At 66.2% G+C, this 4,057-nt stretch carries 3 protein-coding genes; all 3 read right to left on the bottom strand.

What is annotated here, in order from left to right:
- Entirely contained in the window at nt 1-2,913 is a 2,913-nt protein-coding gene (locus PKH97_RS14530) for a vitamin B12-dependent ribonucleotide reductase (RefSeq protein ID WP_324388281.1), read from the bottom strand.
- Nucleotides 2,914-2,992: 79 nt separating this feature from the next.
- Nucleotides 2,993-3,469, bottom strand: coding sequence for a transcriptional regulator NrdR (gene nrdR, locus PKH97_RS14525; protein ID WP_324388280.1), 477 nt, complete (start codon nt 3,467-3,469; stop codon nt 2,993-2,995).
- Between the two features lie 209 nt (nt 3,470-3,678).
- Nucleotides 3,679-4,057: LysM peptidoglycan-binding domain-containing protein (locus tag PKH97_RS14520; RefSeq protein ID WP_324388279.1), on the bottom strand; the 379-nt coding region annotated here is incomplete at its 5' end.

The raw sequence follows: 4,057 nt of genomic DNA, 5'->3' as shown, positions 1-4,057 counted from the left end.
TCAGCTGCAGCCGGAGGTCGAGCCGCAGCCCTCGCACACATAGCAGGAACCGGCGGGACGCATCTTGGTGCCGCAGGTCAGGCACATCGGGGCGTCGGCCGTCTTGCCCTGGAAGCGAGCCAGGAGGTCCTGGCTGGAGTGGATCTCGTCCGAGACCTCGCGGGCCGAGGCGGCACCGGCGCCGGACTTGACGGCATCGGCGTCGAGATCCTTGCCCTCGTGGGCTGGGCGCGCGGAGCGCTTAGAGGAGGCACCGACGCCCTGGGCGTAGCCCTCGATCTCGTCCTCGATCTCGTCCTCGGACTCGGTGTCGACCGAAATCGCTTGGTAGGAACCGGTTTCGAGCTGACGCGCCCGCTCGGCCGCCGTGTGGATGCCCATGAACGACCGGGTGTCGAAGTCCATATAGTCCAGGGCCAGCCGGCGGAACACGTAGTCCATGAGGGACTGGGCCATCCGCACGTCGGGGTCGTCGGTCATGCCGGCCGGCTCGAAGCGCATATTGGTGAACTTCTCGACATAGGTCTCCAACGGAACGCCGTACTGCAGCGCCACGGAGATGGCGATCGAGAAGGCGTCCATCACGCCGGCCAGGGTTGAGCCCTGCTTGCCGAACTTGAGGAAGAGCTCACCGAGGCGGCCATCGTCATACGTGCCGGCGGTGAGGTAGCCCTCGGCGCCGCCGACGGTGAACGACGTGGTCTGGCTCATCCGGCGCTTGGGCAGGCGCTCGCGGACCGGGCGGTATTCGACGACCTTCTCCACGACCGGAGCAGCCGCGGTAGCGGCAGCGTCCTTGGCGGTCGACCCGCCGTCCGAGAGCGGCTGGCCCACCTTGCAGTTGTCGCGGTAGACGGCCAGCGCCTTCAGGCCCATCTTCCAACCCTGAACGTAGACGTCCTCGATCTCGTCGACGGTCGCTGTCTCGGGCAGGTTGACGGTCTTGGAGATGGCGCCCGAGAGGAAGGGCTGCACGGCGGCCATCATCCGTACATGGCCCATCGGGGAGATGGCGCGCGCGCCCATGGCGGTGTCGAAGATCTCGTAGTGCTCGGTCTTCAGCCCCGGGGCGTCGATGACGTGGCCCTTGTCGGCGATGAACTCCACGATCGCCTCGACGGTCTCCTCGGCGTAGCCGAGCTTGCGCAGCGCCCGCGGGATGGTCAGGTTGACGATCTGCATGGAGCCGCCGCCGACGAGCTTCTTGAACTTCACCAGTGAGAAGTCCGGCTCGATGCCGGTGGTGTCGCAGTCCATCATGAAGCCGATGGTCCCGGTGGGGGCCAGGACGGAGGCCTGGGCGTTGCGGAAGCCGTTCTTCTCCCCCAACGTCAAGACGTCATCCCACGCCTTGGTGGCGACCCGGTGGATGTCCTTGTCCATCGTGTGCACGGTGCGCAGGGCGTCGTTGGCGGCTTGGTGCTTGCGCATGATGCGCTTGTGCGCATCCTGGTTGCGGGCGAAACCGGCATACGGGCCGACGATGCCGGCCAGTTCGGCGGAGCGCTTGTAGGCGGCACCGGTGAGCAGGGAGGTGATGCTGGCCGCCAGCGCCCGACCCCCGTCGGAGTCGTAGCCGTGACCGGTCGCCATCAGCAGCGCGCCGAGGTTGGCGTAGCCGATGCCGAGCTGGCGGTAGTCGACCGTGGTCTTGCCAATGGGCTCGGTCGGGAAGTCGGCGAAGCAGATGGAGATGTCCATTGCCGTGATGACCAGCTCGACGACCTTTTGGAAGGTGACGGCGTCGAAGGTCTCGTCCTCGCGCAGGAACTTCAGCAGGTTGAGGGAAGCGAGGTTGCAGGAGGAGTTGTCGAGCGACATGTACTCGCTGCACGGGTTGGACGCGGTGATCCGGCCGGTCTCGGGGTTGGTGTGCCAGGCGTTGATGGTGTCGTCGTACTGGATGCCTGGGTCGGCGCACTCCCAGGCCGCCGTCGCAATCTTGTGCATCAGGTCGCGGGCGTCGATCTCTTCGATGACCGAGCCGTCCATCCTGCTGGTCAGCCCGAAGGACGCCCCATTCTCGACCGCGGTCATGAACTCGTCGGTGACGCGCACCGAGTTGTTTGCGTTCTGGTACTGGACCGAGACGATGTCCTTGCCACCGAGGTCCATGTCGAAGCCCGCGTCGCGCAGGGCCCGGATCTTGTCCTCCTCGCGGGCCTTGGTTTCGACAAACTCGACGATGTCGGGGTGATCGACGTCCAGGACGACCATCTTGGCGGCGCGACGCGTGGCCCCACCGGATTTGATGGTGCCGGCCGAGGCGTCCGCACCGCGCATGAAGGACACCGGGCCGGAGGCGGTGCCGCCGGAGGAGAGCAACTCCTTGCTGGAGCGGATGCGGGAGAGGTTGAGGCCGGCTCCTGAGCCGCCCTTGAAGATGAAGCCCTCCTCCTTGTACCAGTTGAGGATGCTGTCCATGGAGTCGTCGACGGAGAGGATGAAGCACGCGCTGACCTGCTGGGGCGAGGGCGTGCCGACGTTGAACCAGACGGGGCTGTTGAAGCTGAAGACCTGGTGGAGCAGGGCATAGGTCAACTCGTGCTCGAAGACCTCGGCGTCGGACGCAGTGGCGAAGTAGCCGTACTGCTTGCCCGCGCGGACATACGTCAGCACGACGCGGTCGATCAACTGACGCAGGCTGCGCTCGCGGGCGTCGGTGCCCAGGGCCCCGCGGAAGTACTTGGTCGTGACGATCGTGCTGGCGTTGACCGACCAAAAGTCGGGGAACTCGACGCCCGACTGCTCGAAGATGACCTCGCCGGTCTTCCAGTTGGTCTGGTTGACCTCCCGCTTCTCCCACGTGACCTCGTCATAGGGGTGCACTCCGGCCGTGGTGAAGATCCGCTCCATGGTCAGGCCCTTGGCCTTGCCGGAACGGGCGGCACTCGAGCGTGCGGTCTCCGTCATCAATCCTTCTCCTGGGGTTGTTGCGTCATGCGATGGGGCTGGGTTGGGCAAAGCGGGCCGCGGGTCTGCGGCACCGGAGTCAATGGTCGATGGCCAGGCGATCGAGCGTGGCTCGCTCGGCGCGTAGCAAGGTGATGGCCGCCTCGAAGTCCTCGAGGGACTCGAAGGCCTGGTAGACGCTCGCGAAGCGGAGGTAGGCCACCTCGTCGAGGTCCCGCAAGGGACCGAGGATGGCCATGCCCACCTCGTGCGCATCGACCTCGGCGATGCCGAGCGACCGAACGGATTCTTCGACCCGCTGCGCGAGGAGCGCGAGATCGTCCTCGGTGACCGGTCGGCCCTGGCAGGCCTTCCGGACACCGACGAGCACCTTGCTCCGACTGAACGGCTCACTCACGCCGGAGCGCTTGAGCACCGTCAGACCGGCCGTCTCGATCGTCGAGAAGCGCCGGCCGCAATCGGGGCACTGACGGCGGCGCCGGATCTGGGCACCGTCGTCACTGGTGCGCGAATCCACGACGCGCGAGTCGGTATGCCGGCAGAACGGACAGTGCACGGCAAACCTCCAATAGCACGACCTGGGGATAAATGCGGGGACAACGTGGGGATGATCTGTGGGTAACTTCGCCACCGATGTGTACTACATGTTGACGAACTACAACCGTGTAACCACTAGATGTAGGAATCTACTTCGTCAACGACCCCAACGCAAGGTCTCTTCCCCGGCGCGTCGCCACAGACTTCCCAAGACGCGTCCGGCCCGCCTCAGCCCTTCGGAATCACCAGTCGCTGGCCGATCATGATCCGGTCCGTGGATAGCCCATTCGCCTGCTGAAGGGCGACGACACCCTGATGAATGGCCAGGTCGGGCAGGTGGTCGCGAGCGATCTCGGACAGCGTCTGCCCCTTCTCCACGACGACAGTCGGAAGGGCGGGTGCGGTCGAGGCCGACGCGATCGCCCCCGGACGGTTGACCATGGCGACCCCCAGCACGATGCCGCCGGCCAGCAGCGTGGACACCAGCAGCGAGATCGCCAGTCGGCCGGCCCGAGTGACATGAACCGTGCCCCGGACGGCCAGCTCGCGAACCGGATGCGTGGTCGCGGGCGCCATGCGTCGGCCTCGCGACGCCGGCCGCGGCGAG

Origin of the sequence: Nostocoides sp., from assembly GCF_035343835.1 — a bacterium.
GTDB lineage: Bacteria > Actinomycetota > Actinomycetes > Actinomycetales > Dermatophilaceae > Nostocoides_A > Nostocoides_A vanveenii.
This window is presented reverse-complemented; position numbering and strand designations above follow the sequence as displayed.